General features: G+C 66.1%; 24 protein-coding genes. 7 read left to right on the plus strand and 17 right to left on the minus strand.

Features of this window, described 5'->3' with window-relative positions:
* Nucleotides 1-26: 26 nt before the first annotated feature.
* The 12 genes from paaZ to paaA all read right to left on the minus strand — a co-directional run bounded on the left by paaZ (nucleotide 27) and on the right by paaA (nucleotide 12,033).
* Complete coding sequence (gene paaZ, locus FG94_RS14410; protein WP_036212894.1) at nucleotides 27-2,078, minus strand: phenylacetic acid degradation bifunctional protein PaaZ; 2,052 nt, start codon at nucleotides 2,076-2,078, stop codon at nucleotides 27-29.
* 211 nt (nucleotides 2,079-2,289) lie between these two features.
* Entirely contained in the window at nucleotides 2,290-2,889 is a 600-nt protein-coding gene (paaY, locus tag FG94_RS14415; protein WP_036212897.1) for a phenylacetic acid degradation protein PaaY, read from the minus strand.
* Between the two features lie 2 nt (nucleotides 2,890-2,891).
* Nucleotides 2,892-4,097, minus strand: coding sequence for a 3-oxoadipyl-CoA thiolase (pcaF, locus tag FG94_RS14420; RefSeq protein ID WP_036212900.1), 1,206 nt, complete (start codon nucleotides 4,095-4,097; stop codon nucleotides 2,892-2,894).
* Nucleotides 4,098-4,113: 16 nt separating this feature from the next.
* Nucleotides 4,114-5,427: a phenylacetate--CoA ligase PaaK gene (gene paaK / locus FG94_RS14425; RefSeq protein ID WP_036212905.1), complete on the minus strand. Its 1,314-nt coding sequence runs from the start codon at nucleotides 5,425-5,427 to the stop codon at nucleotides 4,114-4,116.
* 30 nt (nucleotides 5,428-5,457) lie between these two features.
* A complete protein-coding gene (gene paaI / locus FG94_RS14430) occupies nucleotides 5,458-5,895 on the minus strand; it encodes a hydroxyphenylacetyl-CoA thioesterase PaaI (RefSeq protein WP_051996709.1) in 438 nt (145 codons plus the stop codon).
* Complete coding sequence (gene paaH / locus FG94_RS14435; protein WP_036212907.1) at nucleotides 5,888-7,426, minus strand: 3-hydroxyacyl-CoA dehydrogenase PaaH; 1,539 nt, start codon at nucleotides 7,424-7,426, stop codon at nucleotides 5,888-5,890. The genes paaI and paaH overlap by 8 nt, the downstream gene beginning before the upstream one ends.
* Before the next feature lies 1 nt (nucleotide 7,427).
* Nucleotides 7,428-8,219: a 2-(1,2-epoxy-1,2-dihydrophenyl)acetyl-CoA isomerase PaaG gene (gene paaG, locus FG94_RS14440; protein ID WP_036212909.1), complete on the minus strand. Its 792-nt coding sequence runs from the start codon at nucleotides 8,217-8,219 to the stop codon at nucleotides 7,428-7,430.
* Between the two features lie 133 nt (nucleotides 8,220-8,352).
* Nucleotides 8,353-9,429, minus strand: coding sequence for a 1,2-phenylacetyl-CoA epoxidase subunit PaaE (gene paaE, locus FG94_RS14445; protein WP_036212911.1), 1,077 nt, complete (start codon nucleotides 9,427-9,429; stop codon nucleotides 8,353-8,355).
* A gap of 1 nt (nucleotide 9,430) precedes the next feature.
* Complete coding sequence (gene paaD / locus FG94_RS14450; RefSeq protein WP_036212914.1) at nucleotides 9,431-9,943, minus strand: 1,2-phenylacetyl-CoA epoxidase subunit PaaD; 513 nt, start codon at nucleotides 9,941-9,943, stop codon at nucleotides 9,431-9,433.
* A complete protein-coding gene (gene paaC / locus FG94_RS14455; protein WP_036212917.1) occupies nucleotides 9,943-10,695 on the minus strand; it encodes a 1,2-phenylacetyl-CoA epoxidase subunit PaaC in 753 nt (250 codons plus the stop codon). Before paaC ends, paaD begins: the two co-directional genes overlap by 1 nt.
* 8 nt (nucleotides 10,696-10,703) lie before the next feature.
* Nucleotides 10,704-10,988 carry a 1,2-phenylacetyl-CoA epoxidase subunit PaaB gene (gene paaB / locus FG94_RS14460; RefSeq protein WP_027865558.1) on the minus strand — a complete coding sequence of 95 codons (285 nt, stop codon included), beginning with the start codon at nucleotides 10,986-10,988 and terminating at the stop codon, nucleotides 10,704-10,706.
* Between the two features lie 55 nt (nucleotides 10,989-11,043).
* Nucleotides 11,044-12,033: a 1,2-phenylacetyl-CoA epoxidase subunit PaaA gene (gene paaA, locus FG94_RS14465; protein WP_036212920.1), complete on the minus strand. Its 990-nt coding sequence runs from the start codon at nucleotides 12,031-12,033 to the stop codon at nucleotides 11,044-11,046.
* 91 nt (nucleotides 12,034-12,124) lie between these two features.
* Between paaA and FG94_RS14470 the strand changes: the two genes are divergently transcribed.
* From FG94_RS14470 to FG94_RS14480, 3 genes are read left to right on the plus strand one after another with little or no spacing between them, the layout of a single operon-like run.
* On the plus strand, nucleotides 12,125-13,042 hold the full coding sequence (locus tag FG94_RS14470) for a PaaX family transcriptional regulator C-terminal domain-containing protein (protein ID WP_036212923.1): 918 nt from the start codon (nucleotides 12,125-12,127) through the stop codon (nucleotides 13,040-13,042).
* Between the two features lie 52 nt (nucleotides 13,043-13,094).
* Nucleotides 13,095-14,234, plus strand: a complete 1,140-nt coding sequence (locus FG94_RS14475; RefSeq protein ID WP_036212926.1) for a M14-type cytosolic carboxypeptidase — start codon at nucleotides 13,095-13,097, stop codon at nucleotides 14,232-14,234.
* A gap of 10 nt (nucleotides 14,235-14,244) precedes the next feature.
* The gene (locus tag FG94_RS14480) at nucleotides 14,245-14,481 is read left to right on the plus strand and encodes a hypothetical protein (protein ID WP_036212929.1); all 237 of its coding nucleotides are present in this window, start codon (nucleotides 14,245-14,247) and stop codon (nucleotides 14,479-14,481) included.
* A gap of 51 nt (nucleotides 14,482-14,532) precedes the next feature.
* On the opposite strand, the gene FG94_RS14485 is transcribed toward FG94_RS14480, so the two are convergent.
* The 4 genes from FG94_RS14485 to pmbA are packed head-to-tail and all read right to left on the minus strand — an operon-like array spanning nucleotide 14,533 to nucleotide 17,564.
* On the minus strand, nucleotides 14,533-14,952 hold the full coding sequence (locus FG94_RS14485; protein ID WP_036212932.1) for a DUF1801 domain-containing protein: 420 nt from the start codon (nucleotides 14,950-14,952) through the stop codon (nucleotides 14,533-14,535).
* Entirely contained in the window at nucleotides 14,945-15,901 is a 957-nt protein-coding gene (locus FG94_RS14490; protein WP_051996711.1) for a DUF4214 domain-containing protein, read from the minus strand. Before FG94_RS14490 ends, FG94_RS14485 begins: the two co-directional genes overlap by 8 nt.
* A 16-nt stretch (nucleotides 15,902-15,917) precedes the next feature.
* Nucleotides 15,918-16,157 (minus strand): hypothetical protein, encoded by a 240-nt coding sequence (locus FG94_RS14495; protein ID WP_036212934.1) that lies wholly within the window; start codon nucleotides 16,155-16,157, stop codon nucleotides 15,918-15,920.
* Between the two features lie 54 nt (nucleotides 16,158-16,211).
* On the minus strand, nucleotides 16,212-17,564 hold the full coding sequence (pmbA, locus tag FG94_RS14500) for a metalloprotease PmbA (protein WP_036212937.1): 1,353 nt from the start codon (nucleotides 17,562-17,564) through the stop codon (nucleotides 16,212-16,214).
* Between the two features lie 107 nt (nucleotides 17,565-17,671).
* Here pmbA and yjgA point away from each other — a divergent pair, with 107 nt between their 5' ends.
* The 3 genes from yjgA to FG94_RS14515 are packed head-to-tail and all read left to right on the plus strand — an operon-like array spanning nucleotide 17,672 to nucleotide 19,567.
* Nucleotides 17,672-18,277, plus strand: coding sequence for a ribosome biogenesis factor YjgA (yjgA, locus tag FG94_RS14505; RefSeq protein ID WP_036212940.1), 606 nt, complete (start codon nucleotides 17,672-17,674; stop codon nucleotides 18,275-18,277).
* A complete protein-coding gene (mog, locus tag FG94_RS14510) occupies nucleotides 18,255-18,875 on the plus strand; it encodes a molybdopterin adenylyltransferase (RefSeq protein ID WP_036212942.1) in 621 nt (206 codons plus the stop codon). Before yjgA ends, mog begins: the two co-directional genes overlap by 23 nt.
* Before the next feature lie 26 nt (nucleotides 18,876-18,901).
* Nucleotides 18,902-19,567 (plus strand): alpha/beta hydrolase, encoded by a 666-nt coding sequence (locus tag FG94_RS14515; protein ID WP_036212944.1) that lies wholly within the window; start codon nucleotides 18,902-18,904, stop codon nucleotides 19,565-19,567.
* A gap of 152 nt (nucleotides 19,568-19,719) precedes the next feature.
* Here the strand turns inward: FG94_RS14515 and FG94_RS14520 are convergent, their stop codons facing one another.
* Nucleotides 19,720-21,045 carry an aspartate aminotransferase family protein gene (locus FG94_RS14520; protein WP_036212946.1) on the minus strand — a complete coding sequence of 442 codons (1,326 nt, stop codon included), beginning with the start codon at nucleotides 21,043-21,045 and terminating at the stop codon, nucleotides 19,720-19,722.
* A 115-nt stretch (nucleotides 21,046-21,160) separates the two neighbouring features.
* On the opposite strand from FG94_RS14520, the gene FG94_RS14525 reads away from it, so the two are divergent.
* Nucleotides 21,161-21,715: a carboxymuconolactone decarboxylase family protein gene (locus FG94_RS14525; protein ID WP_036213489.1), complete on the plus strand. Its 555-nt coding sequence runs from the start codon at nucleotides 21,161-21,163 to the stop codon at nucleotides 21,713-21,715.
* Nucleotides 21,716-21,790 lie beyond the last annotated feature (75 nt).

A 21,790-nucleotide genomic window follows, 5' to 3' on the forward strand; every position in this document is an offset into this window, starting at 1 on the left:
TTTCCGGCGGACAGCGCCCTCGCGTCCTAGCCGCGTTTCTGTACCAGCGTCAGGATATCGTAACTCGCCACGAGTTCATCGTGTTGATTCGTCACCTGCACATCCCATGCCACCACGCCCTGGCCGCGCCCCTGCTCATCGGTACGGTTGCGGTCGACCTTGCGCTTGCAGGTCAGGCGCGCGCGGATGGTGTCGCCGATCGCCACCGGCGCCACGAAGCGCAGGTTGTCCAGGCCGTAGTTGGCCAGCACCGGGCCCGGCGCCGGCGACACGAACAGGCCCGCGGCCGCCGACAGCACGAAGTAGCCGTGGGCGATGCGCTTGCCGAACTGGGTGTCCTTGGCCGCGATCTCGTCGAAGTGCATGTAGAAGTAGTCGCCCGAGACGCCGCCGAAGTTGACAATGTCGGCTTCGCTCACGGTGCGGCGGTGAGTCAGCAGCGAGTGGCCCACTTCCAGGTCTTCGAACCAGCGGCGGAACGGGTGGATCTCGGTTTCCTTGACCGCGCCGCCACGCACGTACTCGCCGGTGACGGCGCCCAGCATGGTCGGCGAACCCTGCACCGCGGCGCGCTGCAGGAAGTGTTTCACCGCCCGGATGCCGCCCAGCTCTTCGCCGCCGCCGGCGCGGCCCGGGCCGCCGTGCTTGAGTTGCGGCAGCGGCGAGCCGTGGCCGGTGGAATCGACCGCCGATTCGCGCTCGAGGATGTGCACGCGGCCGTGCGAGGCGGCGGCGACCGGCACCGCGTGGGCGGCGATGGCCGGATCCTTGGTCACCAGGGTGGTTACCAGGCTGCCCTTGCCGCGCGCAGCCAGGTGCAGGGCTTCGTCGATGTCGCGGTAGGTCATCACGGTGCTCACCGGGCCGAAGGCTTCGATGTCGTGGACGGCGTCGTTATTCAATGCGTTACGGCACAGCAGCAGGGTCGGCGCGAAGAAGGCGCCGTTGGCACAGCCCTCGCCCACCGGGCTGAAACCGTCGCGGGCGCTGAACAGGACTTCGTTGCCGCGCGCGAGCATCTCGACACGCTCCGAGACGTCGCGGTGCTGGTCCATCGAGGCCAGCGCCCCCATGCGCACGCCTTCGACCTTCGGGTTGCCGACCGTGATCCTGGCCAGCCGCTCGCGCAGGCGCGCGCCCACGGCATCGGCGTGCTGCTCGGGCACGATGACGCGCCGGATCGCCGTGCACTTCTGGCCGGCCTTGCCGGTCATCTCGCGCGCGACTTCCTTCACGAACAGGTCGAATTCCGGGTCGTCCGGCGTCACGTCCGGCGCCAGGATGGCGCAGTTCAGCGAGTCCGCTTCGGCGGTGAACGGGACCGATGCGCGGATCAGGTTCTGGTTCGCCTTCAGCTTGGCGGCGGTGTCGGCCGAGCCGGTGAAGGTGACGGCGTCGAAACCGCCCAGGCGGTCGAGCAGGTCGCCGGTGGAGCCGATGACGAGCTGCAGCGCGCCTTCCGGCAGCAGCTTCGACTCCATCATCATCCTGACGGTAGCGTGGGTCAGGTAGCTGGTGGCGGTGGCGGGCTTGACGATGCAGGGCATCGCCGCCAGGAAGCTCGGCGCGAATTTTTCCAGCATGCCCCAGATCGGGAAGTTGAAGGCGTTGATGTGCACCGCCAGGCCGCCGCGCGGCACCAGGATGTGGGTGCCGGCGAAGCCGCCGCGCTTGCCCAGGGCGATGGCCGGGCCTTCGTGCAGCACGTTCGAGGACGGCAGCTCGCGCGAGCCCATGCTGGCGTAGGCGAACAGGGTGCCGATGCCGCCTTCGACGTCGACCCAGCTGTCCGGACGGGTGGCGCCGGTCAGGTGCGAGATCTCGTACAGCTCTTCCTTGCGCTCCATCATGTACAGGGCCAGGGCTTTCAAGACCTGGGCGCGCTTCTGGAAGTCGAGCCGCATCAGGGCGGGGATGCCGGTCTTGCGGCCGTAGGTGACGGCTTCGTCGAAGTCGATTTTCTCGGCGTGGGTGTGGAAGATCAGTTCGTTGTTCAGCGCGCTGTGCAGCGGGGTGTGCGCCTCGGCACCGTGCCAGCGGCCGGCGATCAGGCTTTGCAGGGTTGCGATGTTGCCCATTTGTTTGTCTCCAGTCGGTTATCTCTTCAGGAATTCGGTACTCGTGCATTCCCGCGCCCTATCCAACGTCAGCCCGGCGAAGGCCGGGATCCAATTCCGCTTCGTAGCCAAAGGATGCATTAGCACCTCGCACGCAAAATTGGGTACCGGCCTTCGCCGGTAGTCGTAGGCCCCTGTGGGGCGTATGACGGTCTTGGGACTAGCAATGCAGTCAGGCTTTCGGTTTGTGCATGCCGTTCGGATCGAACTCAATGCCTTTCCGGTCCGGCTCGGGTTCAAGCAAGGCCTCGACTTCGCGCATCGTCTGCAGCGAGCGCACGTTGAGCTCGTGGTACTGGCGCGTCCCGAAGCTCTTCCACTTCACGTCCTCATCGCTCAGCTCGCGCATGATCTTTGCGGGCGTGCCCATCACCATGCTGCGCGGCGGGATGATCATCCCGGCCTTCACGAAGCTCATCGCGGCCACGATCGATTCCTCGCCCACGACCGCCTTGTCCATCACCACCGCATTCATGCCCACCATGGCATTGCGCTTGATGCGACAGCCATGCAGTACAGCGCCGTGCCCGATGTGGCCGTCGACTTCGACCACGGTGTCCTCGCCCGGGAAGCCGTGCATCACGCAGGTGTCCTGCAGGTTGGCGCCCTCTTCCAGGATCAGGCGGCCGAAGTCGCCGCGCAGCGAGGCCAGCGGGCCGATGTAGCAGCGCGGGCCGACGATCACGTCGCCGATCAGCACCGCACTCGGGTGCACGTAAGCGCTGGGATGGACCACCGGCCGTACGCCGTCGATCTCGTACACCTTGACCATGCCTACACCCGCTCGACGATGATCGCGATGCCCTGGCCCACGCCGATGCACATGGTGCACAGGGCGTAGCGGCCCCCGATGCGGTGCAACTGGTTGACGGCGGTGGTCACCAGGCGCGCGCCGGAGGCGCCCAGCGGGTGGCCGAGGGCGATGGCGCCGCCGTTCGGGTTCACGTGGGCAGCGTCGTCGGGCAAGCCGAGGTCGCGCATGACGGCCAGGCCTTGCGCCGCGAAGGCTTCGTTCAGCTCGATCACGTCCATCTGGTCGAGACGCAGGCCGGTTTGTGCCAGCAGTTTCTTCACGGCCGGCGACGGGCCGAAGCCCATGATGCGCGGCGCCAGGCCGGCGGTGGCCATGCCGACCACGCGGGCGCGCGGGGTCAGGCCGTTGCGTGCGGCGGTTGTTTCGGCAGCCAGCAGCAGCGCGCAGGCGCCGTCGTTCAGGCTCGACGCATTGCCGGCGCTGACGGTCCCGTCTGGCAGCACCACACCCTTCAGCTTCGCCAATGCCTCGATGCTGGTGTCCGGACGCGGCTGCTCGTCGGTGTCGAATACGCGCGAGTCACCTTTTTTACCGTGAATGGTCACGGGGACGATCTCGTCCTTGAAGAAACCCTCGGCATGGGCACGGGCCCAGCGCTGCTGGCTGCGTAGCGCGAAAGCGTCTTGGTCGACGCGGTTGATGTTGAACTCCACCGCCACGTTCTCGGCGGTCTCCGGCATCGAGTCGATGCCGTACTTCGCTTTCATGAGCGGATTGACGAAGCGCCAGCCGAGGGTGGTGTCCTCGATCCTGGCGGCGCGCGAGAAGGCGCTGTCGGCCTTGGCCATGACGAAGGGCGCGCGGGTCATGCTCTCGACGCCGCCGGCGATGATCAGGTTGGCCTCGCCGGCCTTGATCGCACGCGCGGCGCTGCCGATGGCGTCCATGCCGGAACCGCACAGGCGGTTGATGGTGTTAGCCGGCACCGATGGAGGCAGGCCAGCGAGCAGCGCGGCCATGCGGCCGACGTTGCGGTTGTCTTCGCCGGCCTGGTTGGCGCAGCCGTAGAACAGGTCGTCCACCGCGCCCCAGTCCACGTCCTTGTTGCGGGCAATGAGCGCGGCGATGGGCAGCGCGCCCAGGTCGTCGGCGCGCACGCTCGAGAGCGAGCCGCCGTAGCGGCCGAAGGGGGTGCGGATGGCGTCGCAGATGAATGCGTCAGTCATGGTGTCTCCTCAATAATCAGTTTTTTGGACGCTTGTCGACCACGCGCCGGGCCTTGCCGGTCAGCGTGCGCTCGATCCCGCCGGGCGGCATCAAGCGCACGCGCGTGCTCACGCCCACATGGGTCTTGATGCAGTGCTGGAGTTCGCGGCACAGGGCATCCACGTCGCCTGCTGCGAGCGAAGCGTCGCGCAGTTCGTCCAGCACTTCCAGCGTGTCGAGGTGGCCATCGCGCGCGACCACCAGCTGGTACTGCGGCGCCAGCGCCGGCATCTTCAGGATGATTTCTTCGATCTGGCTCGGGAACACGTTCACGCCGCGGATGATCAGCATGTCGTCCGAGCGGCCCGTGATGCGGCCCATGCGCCGCATCGAGCGCGAAGTGGGCGGCAACAGGCGGGTCAGGTCGCGCGTGCGATAGCGGATGATCGGCAGCGCTTCCTTGCTCAGGGACGTGAACACCAGCTCGCCCTCCGCGCCGTCAGGCAGCACTTCGCCGGTTTCGGGGTCGATGATCTCGGGGTAGAAATGGTCTTCCCAGATGGTCGGGCCGTCCTTGCTCTCGATGCACTCGCTCGCCACGCCCGGGCCCATCACTTCCGACAAGCCGTAGATGTCGACCGCGTCGATGCCGGCGCGCGCCTCGATCTCGCGGCGCATGGCGTCGGTCCAGGGCTCGGCCCCGAAGATGCCGACTTTCAAGGACGACGTCGCCGGGTCGATCCCCTGGCGCGTGAACTCCTCGACGATGTTCAGCATGTACGAAGGCGTGACCATGATGATCGAGGGCTTGAAATCCTGGATCAGCTGCACCTGCTTCTCGGTCTGGCCGCCGGACATCGGGATCACCGTGCAGCCGAGCTTTTCGGCGCCGTAGTGCGCGCCCAGGCCGCCGGTGAACAGGCCGTAGCCGTAGGAGATGTGCACCATGTCCCCTGGACGACCGCCAGCCGCGCGGATCGAGCGCGCCACCACGCCGGCCCAGGTGTCGATGTCGCGCTGGGTGTAGCCGACCACGGTCGCCTTGCCGGTGGTGCCGCTGGATGCGTGGATGCGCACCACCTGCTCGCGCGGCACCGCGAACAGGCCGAAGGGATAGTTGTCGCGCAGGGTTTTCTTGTCCGTAAATGGGAACCTGGCCAGGTCGGACAGCGACTTCAGGTCTTCCGGGTGCACGCCGGCGGCATCGAAGGCGGCGCGGTAGTGCGGCACGTTCTCGTAGGCGTGGCGCAGCGACCACTTCAGGCGCTCCAGCTGCAGGGCCTGCAGTTCGTCGCGGCTCGCGCGCTCGATCGGTTCCAGCTCGTTCGGCGCCGGATTACGTTGGACCATCTCGACCTCCTCGTCGTCTTGCAAAATACTTTACTGCCCGACCTCTGCCACCATGCCGCTGACGCGGTGCGACTTCCCGCGGAACAGCGCCACGGTGCGCCCGTCCTGGTTCGTGACCTTGATGTCGTACACGCCGGTCTTGCCCTGCAGGGCCTGCTCCACCGCTTCCGCCACCAGCAGGTCGCCTTCACGGCCCGGCGCCAGGTAGTCGATGCTGCAGCCGGCGCCGACGGTATTGAAGTTGTGCGAGTTACAGGCAAAGGCAAAGGCGCTGTCGGCCAGCATGAAGATGTAGCCGCCGTGGCAGGTGGCGTGCCCGTTGAGCATGTCGCCGCGCACGCGCATCGACATGCGCGCGTAACCGGGGCGAATCTCGTCAAGCAGCATGCCCAGGGCCTGGCTGGCCGGGTCACGCTCGTACATGGTCTTGCCCGCCAATTCGGCCAGGGCCTGCGGATCGCTATGCATGGAAGGTCGCTCCGTGCGGATTGGCGGCGATCTTGCGGCGCAGCAGCGGCGAGACGCGATAGCGGTCTTCGCCATAGGTCGCGGCGAGGTTGGACAGCACCGCCACGATGTGCTCCAGCCCGACGCTGTCGGCCCAGGCCAGCGGGCCGCGCGGGTAGTTGACGCCCTTCTGCATCGCGATGTCGACGGCCTGCGCGCTGCACACGCCCTGGTTGACGGCGTCGGCGGCCTCGTTGGCCAGCATGGCGACGGTGCGCATCACGGCCATGCCGGGCACGTCGTCCAGGCGCGTGACGGCAAAGCCGGCGGCCTGGAACATGCCGACCACCGCGTGATACGCGGCCTCGCTGCATTGGTCGGCGCGCGCCAGCGCGATGCGGGTTGCGCCGGATGGGTCCAGCAGCAGGTCGTAGACGACGGTGTCGTCATGCCAGCTCTCGGCGGCGCGCTCGGTGGCGCTGCGGCCATCGGTGAGGTAGACCGCGGCGCCGTTGCACACGAAGCCGGGGGACGCGTCCAGGGTCTCCTCGCGCGGCAGCGCGTAGCCGGCAGCGGCCAGGCGCGCAGCCAGCGCTGCGATCGCCTCGGATTCGTTGCCGACGATCGCCACCGATTCCGGTCTCGCTTGCGGCGCCTCCAGCTGCACGGCAGGCTTGTCGACACCCTCGCCGTAACGGTAGAAGCCGCGCCCGGTCTTGCGGCCCAGGAAGCCGGCGTTGACCAGTTCCTGCTGCAGGATCGAGGGCGTGAAGCGCGGGTCGCCGAAGTAGGCGTTATAAACCGAATTCGTCACCGAAAAATTGACGTCGTGGCCGATCAGGTCCATCAGCTCGAAGGGACCCATACGGAAGCCGCCGCAGTCGCGCAGCACGGCATCGATGGTGGCCGGCTCGGCGGCCTGCTCCAGCAGCAGGCGCAGGCTTTCCGCGTAATACGGACGGGCGACGCGGTTGACGATGAAGCCCGGTGTCGACTTCGCGTGCACCGGGTTCTTGCCCCAGGCTTCGGCGGTGGCGTAGGTGGTATCGGCAACCGCCTTGTCGGTGGCGATGCCGCTGATGACCTCGACCAGCGCCATCAGGGGCACCGGATTGAAGAAGTGCATGCCGACCAGGCGTTCCGGGCAGCGCAGCTTTGCTGCAATCGCGGTGACGGAGATCGACGAGGTATTGGTGGCCAGGATGCAGTCGTCCGCCACGATCCCTTCCAGCTCGGCGAACAGGGCGCGCTTGGCGTCCAGGTTCTCGACGATGGCTTCGACCACCAGCGCAGCCTGATGCGCTTCCTGCAGCGTGCCGATGCGTTTCAGGCGCGCGCGCGCCTCATCGGCCGCGGTGGCGTCCATGCGGCCCTTCTCGACCAGTTTGGCGTAGGTCTTGCCGATGTCCGCGATGGCCTTGTCGGCGGCGTCGGTCCGGGTGTCGAACAGCAGGACCTGGTGGCCGCCGCTGGCCGCCACCTGGGCGATGCCGCTGCCCATGGCGCCGCTGCCGACGACGGCGACGATGCTGTCTTTCGGGAGAGCCGTCATCTCATTCCGCCTTGAAGTGTGCCGGACGCTTGGCGATGAAGGCGGCGACGCCTTCGCGATAGTCGTGGCTGTAGCCCAGCTCGCGCATCATCTCGCCTTCCAGCTTCAGCTGCTCCGGCAGGGTGTTCGACCAGCTGGCCTGCAGGGCTTTCTTGGTGAAGGCGAGACCTTTGGTGGGCGCGGCGGCGAAGTGCTCGGCCATGGCCATGGCCTGGTCCATCAAGGCTTCGTCCGGCACGCAGGCCCAGATCAGGCCCCATTGCTCGGCCTTCTCGGCGCTGAGTTTGTCGCCCAGCATGGCAAGACCGGTGGCGCGCGCCTGGCCAATCAGGCGCGGCAGGTGCCAGGTGCCGCCGGTGTCGGGGATCAGGCCCAGCTTGCAGAAAGCTTCGATGAAGCTGGCCGATTTCGCGGCCAGCACGATGTCACAGGCCAGGGCCAGGTTGGCGCCGGCGCCGGCGGCCACGCCGTTGACGGCGCAGATGACCGGCATCGGGAGCGACTTCAGGGTCATGACCAGCGGGGCGTAGAACTTCTCGACCGATTCGCCGAGGTCGACGCCGGGGGCGCCGGGTTCGACGGCGCGGTCGGACAGGTCCTGGCCGGCGCAGAAGCCGCGGCCGGCGCCGGTGAGGACCAGCACGCGCACGGACTTGTCGGCCTGGAGCGTATCCAGGGCGTCGCGCACTTCGAGGTGCATGGCCTGGGTGAAGCTGTTCAGGCGATCAGGGCGGTTCAGGGTCAGGAGGGCGATGCCGTTTTCGATCTTGAACTGGATGGATTCGTAGCTCATGGTTGTCTCCGTTTTTATTGTTGTCCTTCGCACGTCGTCCCGGCGCAGGCCGGGATCCAAGTTCGGTGGTTCGCTATGAACGTCAATTTGGATCCCGGCCTTCGCCGGGATGACGGTCTCTCTGCTAGTGGGCCTATTCGGCGATATCGAAGTCGACCACGACCTTGTCGGTGATCGGAAAGCTCTGGCAGCTGAGCACGAAGCCGCGCGCCACTTCGTAATCTTCCAGCGCATAGTTCACGTCCATCTCCACCTGCCCGTCGAGCACCTTGCAGCGGCAGGTCGAGCACACGCCGCCCTTGCACGAGTAGCGCATGTCGATGCCCGCGCGCAGGCCGGCGTCCAGGATGGATTCCTTGTCCTTGTCCATCGTGAAGCTGGCTGCGTTGCCGTCCATGATGACGGTGACTTCGGTGTGGTGCTGTTGCCCTGCTTCGACTTTGCGCGGCTTGTGCTCGTGCTTGGGGATGCTGGCGGCGAACAGCTCGATGCGGATCTTTTCCTTCGCCAGCCCGGCCGCCTGCAGCGAACGCGACACGCCGTGCATCATGTCTTCCGGGCCGCAGATGAAGGCGACGTCGATGTCCTTGATGTCGATCCAGTGGCGCAGGAAGAGGCCGCACTTTTCTTCGGTGATGCGGCCGTTGAACAGTTCGATGTCCTGCTGCTCGCGGCTCATCACATACACCAGCTTGAGCCGGTCCATGTAAGTGTCCTTGAGGTCGGTCAGCTCATCGCGGAAGATCACGCTCGACGAGGCGCGGTTGCCGTAGACGATGGTGAAGCGGCTCTTCGGTTCGGCCTGCAGGGTCGTCTTCACGATCGACAGGATTGGCGTGATGCCACTGCCGGCAGCGAAGGCCAGGTAGTGGCGTTCGCTGCTTGGATCGAGCGGCACGTTGAAGTGGCCCATCGGCGGCATTACTTCGAGGGTGGCGCCCGGTTTCAGGTGTTCGTTGGCCCAGCTCGAGAACTGGCCGCCGGACACCCGCTTGATCGCCACGCGCAGTTGTTCGTCCTGCACCGCCGAGCAGATCGAGTAGGAACGGCGCACGTCCTCGCCGTCGATCATCGCGCGCAGGGTCAGGTGCTGGCCCTGCTGGTAGGCGAATTGGGCTTTTAGCTCGGCCGGGACGTCGAAGGTGACGGCGATGGCGTCGCGGGTCTCCTGCTTCACCTTCGCCACGGTCAGTGGATAGAATTTGCTCATCTTAGTGGCACTTGAAATAGTCGAAAGGCTCGCGGCAGTCGAGGCACTTGTACAGCGCCTTGCAGGGCGTCGAGCCGAACTCGCTGGTCAGCTGGGTATGCGGCGAACCGCAGTTGGGGCAGGCCACCTCGGGCGCGGCGCGGCGGCGGATGCCGGCGTGCAGGCCGCTGATGTCGATCGCCTGCTGGCTAGGTGGCGCGATGCCGTAGCCCTTCAGGGCGGCCTTGCCGGCCTCGCTCATCCAGTCGGTGGTCCAGGCGGGCGCCAGGCGGCTGACGATGCGTACCTGTGCCAGGCCATGCGCCTGCAGGGCTTCCTTCACCGCGTCCGCGATGACCTGCATGGCCGGGCAGCCCGAGTAGGTTGGCGTAATGGTGACCACGCAGGCGTCGCCCTCGAAAGCGACCTCGCGCACGATGCCGAGGTCCACCACCGAAATGACGGGAATCTCCGGATCGGCGACCTCGCCGAGCCAGCTCCACACCTGTTCGATGGTGACGCCGACGAGGTTCATTACCACTGCGCTCCCGGATAGGCGCGCTGCAGGAACTGCATCTCGGCCAGGATGTAGCCCAGGCGCTCGCTGTGCCGGCCCTGCTTGCCGCCGCGCTGCATCCAGGCGCTCGGGTCAGGCATGCTCAGGGTGGCTTCGTTCAGCACGTCGGCCAGGTGGTCGAGGTAGTTCTTGCGCAGCGATTCGCTAGCTGGCGCCACGCCCTGCTCCACCATCGCATTGTCGACGGCGTCGTAGAGGAACATCTCGCTGCTGTACATCCACAGCTCGTCCAGCGCGGTCTGCATTTTGGCGTGGCTGACATCGGTGCCGTCGCCAAGGCGCACCACCAGGTCGCCCGAGCGGCGCAGGTGGTAAGTCACTTCCTTGATCGACTTCTGCGCGATCTCGGCGATGCGCGCATCGTTTGATTTGGTCAGGCCATCCATCAGGAAGTAGTGCCAGGTATCGAACAGGAACTGGCGCGTCAATACCTCGGCATAGCTGCCGTTCGGCTGCTCGACCAGCAGGCAGTTGCGGTAGTCGTGGGCGTCGCGCAGGAAGGCCAGGCGGTCTTCGTCGCGGCCCTTGCCTTCCAGCTCGCCGGCATAGCTCAGCCACATGCGGGTCTGGCCCAGCAGGTCGAGCGCGACGTTCGACAGCGCCATGTCTTCTTCCAGCGCCGGGCCCTTGCCGCACAGCTGGCACAGCTGCTGCGACAGGATCAGGGCGTTGTCGCCCTGCCGAAGCAGATACTCGATCTTTGCGTCCACGGCAGGCCTCACAGGTTCTTGACTTCTTCCGGCATCGGGAAGAAGGTCGGGTGGCGGTAGACCTTGCTGTTGGCCGGCTCGAACAGGGCTTCCTTGTCGTTCGGGCTGCTGGCCACGATGTCCTGGGCGCGCACGACCCAGATGGACACGCCTTCGTTGCGGCGGGTGTAGACGTCGCGCGCGTTGTTGATCGCCATCTCGGCGTCAGGCGCGTGCAGGCTGCCCACGTGCTTGTGGGCCAGGCCGTGCTGGCTGCGGATGAAGACTTCCCACAGCGGCCATTCTTTGCTCATCTCTGAATCTCCAAGGGGTTGCATGCGGCGGTGTCACCGCCGCATCGTTCTCATCTTATGCCGCAGCCTTGGCGGCGGCTTTTTTCTCGGCGTGGGCAACCAGCGCGTTGCGGAACCATTCGCCGTCTTCATAGGCCTTCACGCGGGTGCGCAGGCGCTCGCGGTTGCAGGGGCCGTTGCCCTTCAGGACGTTGTGGAACTCGCTCCAGTCGATCTCGCCGAAATCGTAGTGGCCGCGCTCCTCGTTCCATTTGAGGTCAGGATCGGGAATGGTCAGGCCCAGGTATTCGGCCTGCGGCACGGTCTGGTCGACCATGCGCTGGCGCAGCTCGTCGTTGGAGAACAGCTTGATGCGCCAGGCGGTCGACTGCGCGCTGTTCACCGACTCGGCATCCGAGGGGCCGAACATCATGAGCGAAGGCCACCACCAGCGGTTCAGTGCATCCTGGGCCATCGCCTTCTGCTCGGGCGTGCCCTTGGCCAGCGCCATCATGATGTCGTAGCCCTGGCGCGCGTGGAAGGACTCTTCCTTGCAGACGCGGATCATGGCGCGCGCGTACGGTCCGTACGAGCAGCGGCACAGCGGGATCTGGTTGATGATGGCCGAGCCGTCCACCAGCCAGCCGATGGCGCCCATGTCGGCCCAGCTCAGGGTCGGGTAATTGAAGATGCTCGAGTATTTTGCCTTGCCCGCATGCAGGGCCTGCAGCAGCTCGTCGCGCGATACGCCGAGCGTCTCGGCGGCGCTGTACAGGTACAGGCCGTGGCCGGCCTCGTCCTGGATCTTGGCCAGCAGGACCGACTTGCGCTGCAGCGTCGGCGCGCGCGTGACCCAGTTCCCTTCCGGGAGCTGGCCGACGATCTCGCTGTGCGCGTGCTGCGAGATCTGGCGGATCAGGGTCTTGCGGTAGGCCTCGGGCATCCAGTCCTTCGGCTCGATCTTGATGCCGGCGTCGATGCGCGCCTGGAACGCCGCTTCTTCAAGGCTCATGTCTTCTTCGGTTCGGACTTTCTTGAGTCCGGTCTCCACCATTTGTGCGTACATGCTGGTCTCCGTTGCGAAACTCTCCAAACCATAATACGATACAAAAAATTGGATGTACACCAAAATTTTGAATCATATTGAGGCGTTATCAATGGCACAACTCACCAGCGCGGAATGGATAGACCGCTTCCTGACGAACGACCCGCCGCGCCATAAATCGCTGGTGATGACCCTGTGCGGCGACGCCATCGCCCCGCATGGCGGCGCCTTCTGGCTGGGCAGCATGATCGACCTGCTGGGTCTCCTGGGCGTGTCGGACCGGCTGGTGCGCACCAGCGTGTTCCGCCTGGTGCAGGAAGGCTGGCTGACCGCCAGCCGCGAGGGCCGGCGCAGCCGCTATGCGCTGGAGCCGAAGGCCCTGCCGCGTTTCGAGCGCGCCAACCGCCGCATCTATTCGCCGCCGGGGCTGGACTGGGATGGCCGCTGGACCATCGTGCTGGCCCCCAACGGCAGCATCGACGGCGACCTGCGCGCGCTGCTGCGCAAGGAACTGGAGTGGGAAGGCTTCGCGATGCTGGCCACCGGCGTGATGACGCACCCGGCCCCGGATCGCGACACCCTGCGCGAGATCCTGGTGCGTGCCGGCGCGGAAGGCAAGGTATTTGTGTGCGATGCGGCCGAACTGCCCGGCGTCGGCGCGCGCCCGCTGCCCGAGCTGGTGGGCGACGCCTGGGATCTGTCAGGCGTGGTAGCCGGCTACCGCGGCTTCATCGAGACCTTCACACAGCTAGCGGACTTGGACGCGGACATCGCCCCGCAGGACGCGTTCGCCATCCGTACGCTGCTGATCCACGCCTACCGCCGCGTGCAGCTGCACGACCCGATGCTGCCGCTCGGGCTGCTGCCCACCCCGTGGCCGGGCAGCGACGCCTATGAACTCGCCGGGCGCATCTACCGTCTCACCTATGCCCGGGCCGAGGAACACATCATGACGATGCTGCGCAAGGAAGACGAATCCACGCCGGAAGCGGACCAGGACTTCCATGAGCGATTCGGCGGCCTCGCCTGATTCGTGCAGTATCATTAGCGTTTTACCCAACACCGATAATCCAGGACACACCATGTCTATCAAGATCAGCAGCCAGTTCGACGCTGGCGCCATCGAAGTCGTCAACGCCACAAGCGCGAACGCCATCGACCTGAACATCCGCAAGGATTCGCACGCCGACATCGTGCAATGGTTCTACTTCCGCCTGCAGGGCGCGCAAGGCCAGGCCTGCACCATCCGCTTCCTGAATGCGGCCCAGGCCGCCTATCCGGCCGGCTGGGAAGGCTACCAGGCGATGGCGAGCTACGACCGCGTCAACTGGTTCCGCGTGCCGACCTCCTACGACGGCAAGGTGATGACGATCGAGCACACCCCGGGCATGGACAGCGTCTACTACGCCTACTTCGAGCCCTACTCGTGGGAACGCCACCTGGAGCTGCTCGACCGCGCCCAGATGGCCGAGAACGTGCGCATGCTGGACCTCGGCTCCACCGTCGACGGCCGCGACCTGAACATGCTGGTCATCGGCGAGCCCTCGCCTGAAAAGAAAAAGGTCTGGGTAATCGCACGCCAGCACCCGGGCGAGACCATGGCCGAGTGGTTCGTGGAAGGCATGCTCGACGCCCTGCTCGACCCGGCCCACCCGTTCGGGCGCCAGCTCCTGAAGGAATCGGTGTTCTACGTGGTGCCGAACATGAATCCGGACGGCTCGGTGCGCGGCAACCTGCGCACCAACGCGGCCGGCGCCAACCTGAACCGCGAGTGGATGAACCCATCGATGGAGCGCAGCCCGGAAGTCTTCCTGGTGCTGAAGAAGATGCACGAGACCGGCGTCGACCTGTGCCTGGACGTGCACGGCGACGAGGGCCTGCCCTACGTGTTCGTGGCCGGCAGCGAGTCGCTCCCGACCTGGACCGAAGCCCAGGCCGCGCAGCAGCAGCGCTTCATCGAGGACTTCAAGATCGCCAGCCCGGACTTCCAGGACGTGCACGGCTACGGCAAGACCCCGTTCACCGACGAGACCCTCACCATGGGCTCCTCGCACATCACCCACGCCTTCGGCTGCCTGTCGCTGACCCTGGAACTGCCGTTCAAGGACAACGCCAATGACCCGGATCCGCAGGTGGGCTGGGACGGCGCCCGCAGCGCGCGCCTGGGCGCGGCGGTGCTGCAGCCGGTGCTGAACGCGGTGCGCGCGTTGGGCGCGAAGTAAGGAGCGGGCGATGAGCGTGTTCTCCGCCCCCGTGTTCGACGCCACCGTCGTGTTCGAAGGCCAGGAGCTGTTCAAGGGCCGCGGCGCGGCCCAGACCTGGGCCGAGAAAGTGGCGAAGGAAGTCGAGGCCGAGGTGACGGTCGAGAAGATCGGCACCGGCTGGGCCCTCAAGGCCACGGTCGACGGCGAGCCGGTCACCTGGGGCATCTACGGCCAGCGCCTGAGCCGCATCGGGCAGGCCGGCTGAACCTTGCCTGTCTCGGCACAGCCCACCCGACCGTATGGTCCGGTGGGCTTTTTACCGGCCGTAGCGCGCCCGCGTCGCGGCGGCCGCCTCGGCCACCAGCTGCTCCAGCACTTGCTGGTCCACGTCCTCCAGCCGGCGCACGTAGAGGCAGGCCTTGCCCATCTTGTGCCGGCCCAGGCGCTCGCGCAGCGCGTCCGTCGGCGGCACTTCGCAGGACAGATAGATGCTGATGTCGCCCTTGCGCGACGAGAAGCCGGCGAGCGGGGCGTCGCCTTCGCGGCCGCTGGCATACTTGTAGTGGTAGCTGTCGAAGCCGACGATGCTGCCGCCCCACATGACGGGAGGCGCTCCCGTCACCCTGCTCATCATCGCCACGATCGCTTCACAGTCCTGGCGCCGCGCGGCGTCGGGAATCGCATCCAGGTAGGCGCGCACGCTGGCGTCATTGGCCCTGGTCTTGTTCTCAGCCATAGGGGGTGTAGGCAAAGCCGTTGGCGATCAGCGCCGCCGAGCCGTTGATGTTTTCCGGACTCTCGCTGATCCCGGCCAGCACGTCGGCGCGCGCCACGCCGCTGTCGAGTTTCTGCACCCAGAAGTCCAGGCCAGCCTGCTCCGGCGCGCGGTCGAGGATGTTGGTGTAGTAGCGCGTGACCAGCTCGCGGTGCGTCATGGCGGAGCCATAGGCGTCGCGGTATTCCTGCGAGTCGATGAAGCCCTGCGCCACCGCCGTCACCGACACGCCCGCATCGAGCTTGCCGATCCAGAAGCCGACGCCCGCCGCGTCCGGCGTGCGGTTGAAGGCTGCCTCGTACAGGCGGTAGGCGCGGCCGCCGGTTTCGCCGGCGCCGACGTCGAGCGCCACGTTGGTGTCGGCAAAGACCAGGCGTTCGATGCCCTCCAGGCTGTCCCTGCCCTCCACGCCGGTGCTGTCGGCCACGGTGAAGCCGGTGGCCGTGCGGGTGACGGCGTAGGCGGCGCGATTGCCCGCGTACAGCGCGAAATCGAAGCCGGCGCCGCCCGAGATCCAGTCGTCCCCGCCGCCGCCGCGGATGCGGTCGTTGCCGGCAAAGCCCATCAGGCCGTCGGCGCCAGCGCTGCCCTCGATCGTATCGTCGCCGGCCAGGAAAGGCTCGTACAGGCCGCGCAGGTCGCCCTTGCGCTCGACGTAGGGCGCCAGCAGGCTGGCAGCATGGTCGAGACCGCTGATGGTGTAGATCAGCGCATCCTTGATGGAAAAGGAGGTGCTGGCGATCTTGCCGTTCAGGCTGCTGTCCGAGGCCAGCGGAAAGTCGCCGAGGAAGGTCTGGCGGTAGGTGGTGTCCGCGATCGAGATGCGGTTGAAGTTGGTTTCCCGCAGCATCCAGGTCCAGTCCTGGGCGCTGCGGAAATCGAAGGCTTGCGACAGGACGAGCTTGGCCATGGCGCCTCCGCTTGTCTTAGAGCTCGACGCCCAGGTGCTTGTGGACCCAGGTATTGGCGTCCGCGAGCGCGTCGAAATGCAGGGTGGCGATGGTGGTCTTGTCGGATGCCAGGAAACTCACGTAGGCCTTGCGCGCCTCGTTGCCCGAGCTGAGCAGGTCCGAGGGCTGGGACAGCTCGACGGTGGCGACCAGGTCGAGGTTGAGCAGGACGCTCTTCTGGCTGTTTTCTTTGTCAATGCGAACGAACTTGCTCATTTTTTATTCTCCTTGGAGCACCTGACAATTCCCTTTTTGTCAGGCGCTCTAGTTTCAACTACCGGCCACGACCATCTTTTCGATGAGGATCGAACCCGTCGATTTGTTGCCGCGTGCCAGGACATCGTTGCCGATCGCCACGATTTGCTGGAACATCTCGCGCATGTTGCCTGCGATGGTGATCTCTTCCACCGGATACTGGATCACGCCGTTCTCGACCCAGTAGCCGGACGCGCCGCGCGAATAGTCGCCGGTGACGTAGTTGACGCCCTGGCCCATCAGTTCGGTGACCAGGAGGCCCGTGCCCATCTTGCGCAGCATGCCTTCGAAATCGTCGGCGCGCTTCGTGCCCGAGGAGACGATGTCGAGGTTGTGCGAGCCGCCGGCATTGCCGGTGGTCTGCATGCCCAGCTTGCGCGCCGAGTACGAGGACAGGAAGTAGCCCTGCAGTACGCCATTCTCCACCACCTTGCGGCGAGTGGTGCGCACGCCTTCCTCGTCGAAGGGCGCGGAGCCGACCGCGCCGATCAGGTGCGGGTCTTCGACGATGTTGATGTGCTCCGGGAAGACCTGCTTGCCCAGCGAATCGAGCAGGAAGCTCGACTTGCGGTACAGCGAGCCGCCCGAGACCGCCTGCACGAAGGCGCCGAGCAGGCCGGCGGCCAGCGGAGCCTCGAACAGCACCGGGCAGGTTCGGGTGTCCAGCTTGCGCGCGTTCAGGCGTGCCAGCGCGCGCTCGGCGGCGTAGCGGCCCACGGCTTCCGGCCTGGCCAGCTTCCTGGGGTCGCGCGCCGAGGTATACCAGTCGTCGCGCTGCATCCGGTTGCCCTTGCCGGCGATCGGCGCAACCGAGATCGTGTGGCGCGAGAACGGATAGCCGCCGATGAAGCCGCGCGAGTTGGCGCCGACGAAATGCGACTGCTGCACGTAGACGCTGGCGCCTTCGCTGTTGCTGATGCGCGGGTCGACCTCGAAAGCCGCGTTTTCGCAGCGCTGGGCGAGTTCGACCGCTTCTTCGGTGCTGATCTGCCAGGGGTAGAACAGGCGCAGGTCGCGCGGGTTCGTTTCCAGCAGTTCGGCGTCGGGCAGGCCGGCGCAGTCGTCTTCGGCGGTGAAGCGGGCGATGTTCCAGGCCGCTTCCACGGTATCTTTCAGGGACTTGGTGGAGAAGTCGGAGGTATTGGCATTGCCGCGCCGCTGGCCGTAGTAGACGGTGACGCCGATGCCCTTGTCCTTGTTCTGCTCGATGGTCTCGATCTTGCCTTTACGCACGGAAACCGACAGGCCGCTGCCTTCGCTGATCTCGACCGAAGCATCGGTGGCGCCCTGCTCTTTCGCGAAGGCCAACACGTCGCGGGCAAGCTGTTTCAGCTGGTCCTGGGTATGGGTAAAAGCGGAGTCGTTCATGTCGTGTTTTTCGTAGCGAGCCCTAAAACAGTTATCATAGCAGCCGTTTACTATTTTCACTGACCGGCTCTACGCCAATCGGATCGATCCGGGTCAATCCATAGATCATGCCTAATCCAAACCGCGGCTCCGTGGGCTTCCAGTCCAACGAGTTCGAGCAAGAATACGAACGTCCTTCCAAGTCCGAAGCCAAGCGCCAGTCGAACGAGCTGCAGAAGCTCGGCGAACAGCTGGTGGAGGCGCCGCGCGACCGCGTCAAGCGCGTCGAGATGCCGGAAGACGTCAAGGAAGCCATCCTCACCTGCCAGAGCATCACCAACCACGAAGGCCGCCGCCGCGCCCTGCAGTTCGTGGGCAAGAAGATGCGCACCCTGGACGAAGCAGAAGTCGAGGTCATCAAGCGCACCATCGAGGGCTGGAAAGGCGCCTCGAAGGCCGAGACCGCCGCGCTGCACGCCCTCGAGCGCCGCCGCGAGAAATTGCTGGCCGACGACAAAGCCCTGACCCAGCTGCTGGAAGAAAATCCGGAACTGGACGTGCAGCACCTGCGCACCCTGATCCGCAACGCGCGCAAGGAACAGGCGGAGAACAAGCCGCCCAAGGCCTACCGCGAGATCTTCCAGATCCTGAAGGACCTGGGCAAGAAGCAGAAACAGAAGGCGGCAGCAGACGACGAGGAAGAAGCCGGCGATGACGAGTCCGACGACGAGTAATCCTGAATTGGTGATTGGCCTGGTGTCGGTCTCGGACCGCGCCAGCGGCGGCGTCTACGAGGACAAGGGCATCCCGGCCCTGCACGAGTGGCTGGCGCAGGCGATCACCACGCCGTTTCGGGTCGAAACCCGCCTGATCCCCGACGAACGCGCGGAGATCGAGCGCACCCTGGTCGACCTGGTCGACAATGTGCGCTGCCACCTGGTGCTCACCACCGGCGGCACCGGCCCGGCGCGGCGCGACGTGACGCCCGAGGCGACGCTGGCCGTGGCCACGAAAGAGATGCCGGGTTTCGGCGAGCAGATGCGCCAGATCAGCCTGCGCTTCGTGCCGACCGCGATCCTGTCGCGCCAGACCGCGGTGATCCGCGAGACGCCTGATCACGCGGCCCTGATCATGAACTTGCCGGGCCAGCCCAAGTCGATCAAGGAAACGCTGGAAGGCCTGAAGGACGATGCCGGCAACACGGTCGTCGGCGGGATTTTTGCCGCCGTCCCCTACTGCATCGACCTGATCAAGGGCCCCTACATCGAAACCAATCCGTCCGTCAGCAAGACCTTCCGCCCGAAGTCGGCGCTGCGTCCCCCTGCTGCCTGAACCGCATTGTCATTCCTAAGGAACCCATGGAACTGCTGCAAAACATCGAGATCGAAACCGCGCCGAACCCGCAAGTGGCGGTCATCTGGCTGCACGGCCTGGGCGCCGACGGCAACGACTTCGTGCCGCTCGTGAACGAACTGGACCTCTCCGGCCTGCCGGGCATCCGCTTCGTGTTCCCGCATGCGAAGACCATGCCGGTGACGATCAACGGCGGCTACGTGATGCGCGCCTGGTACGACATCACCGGCGCCGAGCTGACCCGCCGCGAGGACGAAGGCGGCCTGCGCGCCTCGCAGCGCGACGTGGAAGCCCTGATCGCGCGCGAAAAGGCACGCGGCATCCCGGCTTCGCGCATCATCCTGGCCGGCTTCTCGCAGGGCTGCGCGATGACCCTGCAGACCGGCATGCGCCACCCGGAAAAGCTGGCCGGCATGCTGTGCCTGTCGGGCTACCTGCCGCTGGCCAACGTGGTCATCAATGAACGTACCGAAGAAAGCCTGGCCACGCCGATCTTCATGGCCCACGGCACCCACGACAACGTGGTGCCCTTCGCGCGTGCGCGCGAATCGAAGGATGTGCTGGTGTCGCTGGGTTATCAGGTCGAGTTGCACGAGTACATGATGCAGCACTCGCTGTGCCTGGAAGAGGTGCAGGATATTTCGAAGTGGATCAGGAAGGTGCTGGCGTAGGGGTGATCTGGTCCAGTGGACCAGATCACGCTTTGCCGTCCGCGCGTTCAAATCACCGTTGAATAAACGCTGCGGCTGATCTTGTACCGATTGAACGCGCGGACGGCATCCGCGCAGCCGATCAATCATATTTCAGGGTGGAGCCGTCCACCCTACTGTTTCAACGCGGCCTCCACCGCATCGGCGAGGCGCGACACGATCTCCGACAGATCCGCCGCCGTCGCAATGAAGGGCGGCGCCAGCAACACGTGGTCGCCGTACTGCCCGTCGATGGTCCCGCCCATCGGGTAGACCATCAGCCCGTTTTCCATCGCCTTGGCCTTGATCGCCGCATGCAGCTTGCGCTCCGGCGCGAAGGGCCGCTTGTCGGCGCGGTCCTGCACGAATTCCAGCGCCAGGAACATGCCGCGCCCGCGGATGTCGCCCACGTGCTCGTGGGTGCCGAACACGTCGCCCAGCATGCGCCGCAGCGTCGCGCCGCGGCTGCGCACGCGCCCCAGCAGGTCGTCGCGCTCGATCACCTTCTGCACTTCCAGCGCCGCCGCGGCCGCCACCGGGTGCCCGATGTAGGTGTGCCCGTGCTGGAACATGCCGCTGCCGCCCCGCAGGCAGTCGACGATGGTCTGGTGCGCCAGCATCGCGCCGATCGGCTGGTAGCCCGCGCCCAGGCCCTTGGCGATCGCGATGATGTCCGGCGCCACGCCGTCCTGCTCGATCGCGTACATGGTGCCGGTGCGGCCCATCCCGCACATCACCTCGTCGGCGATGAACAGGATGCGGTAGCGGTCGCAGATGTCGCGCACGCCCTGGAAGTAGCCCGGCGTCGGGGGGATCGCGCCGCCGGTGGCGCCCACCACCGGCTCGGCGACGAAAGCGATGATGTTCTCCGGCCCGGCCTTGAGGATGTTGGTTTCCAGCTCGTCGAGCAGGCCGGCGGTGTAGTCGTCCACGCTCTGGTGCGCCGCGCGGCCCCGATATTCGTAGCAGGCGCTCACCCGAACGGTGTCCATCAGCAGCGGCGCGAAAGCCTTGCGGCGCCACTCGTTGCCGCCCACCGCCAGCGCGCCCAGGGTGTTGCCGTGGTAGCTCTGGCGCCGCGCCATGAACAGGCGGCGCTGCGGCTCGCCCGCCTCCACCCAGTACTGGCGCGCCAGCTTGAGCGCCGTCTCCATCGCTTCCGACCCGCCCGAGACCAGGTAGACGCCGCCGATGTCCTGCGGCGCCCCGGCAATCAGGCGGTCGGCCAGTTCCTCGGCCGCGTCGGTGGTGAAGAAGGCGGTGTGGGCATAGGCGCAGCCGTCGATCTGGCGGTGCATGGCGGCGATCACGTCAGGGTGCCCGTGGCCCAGCGAGGACACGGCGGCCCCGCCGCTGGCGTCGATGTAGATCCGGCCGGCCTTGTCGCGCATGCGGATGCCGTCGGCGGACACCGCGGTCGGCGGCACCTGGCGCAGGTTGCGGTGGAGGATATGGCTCATTGCGACTCCCTTGGTCAGAACAAGAGTTTGACAATAAGCGTGCCGTGCACCGGTTCTTTTGATTTTTAGAGAACGCTGTGCAATTATTTTCCAATTACAACATTTGATCGACGCCATGACCGACCGACTCGGACCGATTGCGCTGGAGGACATGACCCCGGCCCAGCGCGCCGCGGCGCAGGCCATCATCGACGGGCCGCGCGGGGCGGTGTACGGCCCCTTCGTGCCCTTGCTGCGCAGTCCGGAGCTGATGGAATACGCCCAGCGCATGGGCGAGTACCTGCGCTACCGCAGCGCGATCGGGGTACGGCTGTCGGAACTGGCGATCTTGGTCACCGCGCGCCAGTGGAACCAGCAGGTGGAATGGGCGATCCACGCGCCGATCGCGGCCCAGGTGGGCATCCCGGCCTCGGTGATCCAGGCGATCGCCGAGCGGCGCAGACTAGGCGACATGCTGGTCGACGAAGCGGTGGTGCATGACTTCTGCGTCGAGCTGCACGAGGGGAAATCGGTCTCGGACCGGGTGTATGCCGATGCGCTCGCGCTGTTCGGCGAGCACGGGGTGGTCGATCTCATGGGGATCAACGGGTATTACACCTTCCTGGCCATGGTGATGAACACGGCCAGGACGGCGGTGCCGGCAGGCTGCGAGGCGCGGCTGCCGGACTAGCGTTTGCGCGCTGGTAGCTGCGGCACGAACTTGGATCCCGGCCTGCGCCGGGATGACGGTTTTCAGGCCTGCGGC

Origin of the sequence: Massilia sp. LC238 (assembly GCF_000735635.1) — a bacterium.
In the GTDB taxonomy this organism is placed as follows: Bacteria; Pseudomonadota; Gammaproteobacteria; order Burkholderiales; family Burkholderiaceae_D; genus Telluria; species Telluria varians.